The organism is Colwellia sp. MB3u-8 (genome assembly GCF_014076985.1).
GTDB lineage: Bacteria > Pseudomonadota > Gammaproteobacteria > Enterobacterales > Alteromonadaceae > Cognaticolwellia.
On sequence record NZ_JACGVA010000017.1, the window covers coordinates 1 to 1,183 of the forward strand.

A 1,183-nucleotide genomic window follows, 5' to 3' on the forward strand; every position below is an offset into this window, starting at 1 on the left:
ACAGAATATTTTTTGGTGGTGGAGAGGTTAAAGAACGCGAGAGCGGGATAGCTTTAACATTCGATATCGGTTATAAATTTTAAAATATAACAAGCTGTTCAAGCGGGACAAATAACAGTTGGCTACGTTCCGCTTCGCTTCACATTTTAGCCAACAATTAAAAGCCTCTTAATGGGGCGTTAGGGTTCAAATGCGATTCATCATTTATCTATTAATTTTAGTTAGCATTAATTCATCTGCCAATGATGATATGGATGAAAAATTAACTTCTCAGATCGTTGGTTCATGGGTTTTACCAAAAACCGATAATTCTATTGGCGCAATTATGGAATTCAAGAACAATGGTTCTTGGAGTGCTTATATTTTTAAAAGTAGTAAATGTGAAATTAAAGTGTCTGAATCTTACGGAGACTGGTTTATTAAAAACCAACAGTTGCAAACCGTTGTAACAGATAACGAATTATTAATTAAAGGTGGGGTTGTTTTTCCTATCGGTTATAAAAATACAGATGTTATTATTTCCGTTAATAAAAAACTTCTCAGTTTACAAAATGAGTCAGGTGAAAAGTTTCAACGAATTAGAAGCCAAACCTGTGTAAATTGAACCCTAACAAGAAATTAAACAGGGACAAAAAACAGTTTGCTGTTTTCGTTCCTCAACATTTTAGCAAACAATTTTTTGCCCGTTAATTGGGCGTTATGTGTGCGAGCTAGTGTAAAGAATTTCTGACTCATCAAGTATAAAAGTAGGCAAAAGTGGCTCTGTTAGGTGGCATCTGACATCCCACCGACCAGACATGGTGTTCTGGATCGTCATGGTATTAAGCGGTTTTACCGTTCTTTATCGGTACTTTGGATCTGCACTTGAGGATTATTCATGACAATTGAACTGACCGTCAGAATACACCCTGAAGTAGTAAAATGGGCTATTCGTTTAGCTTTCATTTTACTGCTTTAGGTAGTGGGCAAAGGGGACGAGACACCGTCCCCAATGTTTTTCTAATACACACATAACAAGGCACTTAAACGGAACTAAAACAGTGGGTTACGTTTCGCTTTGATCTTGTACCACTTTGGTGGACAGTTATTTATTTAATTGTTACCAAAGAGGTTAACCATGGGACATACAAGAAAGCGACATTACAACCAATATTCATTAGCGTTTAAACTTCATGCTGTTTTA

General features: G+C 36.3%; 1 protein-coding gene. It reads left to right on the plus strand.

Annotated features, from left to right (window positions below; translation table 11 throughout):
• Positions 1-190: 190 nt before the first annotated feature.
• The gene (locus tag H4J54_RS00135) at positions 191-604 is read left to right on the plus strand and encodes a hypothetical protein (RefSeq protein WP_182188830.1); all 414 of its coding nucleotides are present in this window, start codon (positions 191-193) and stop codon (positions 602-604) included.
• Positions 605-1,183 lie beyond the last annotated feature (579 nt).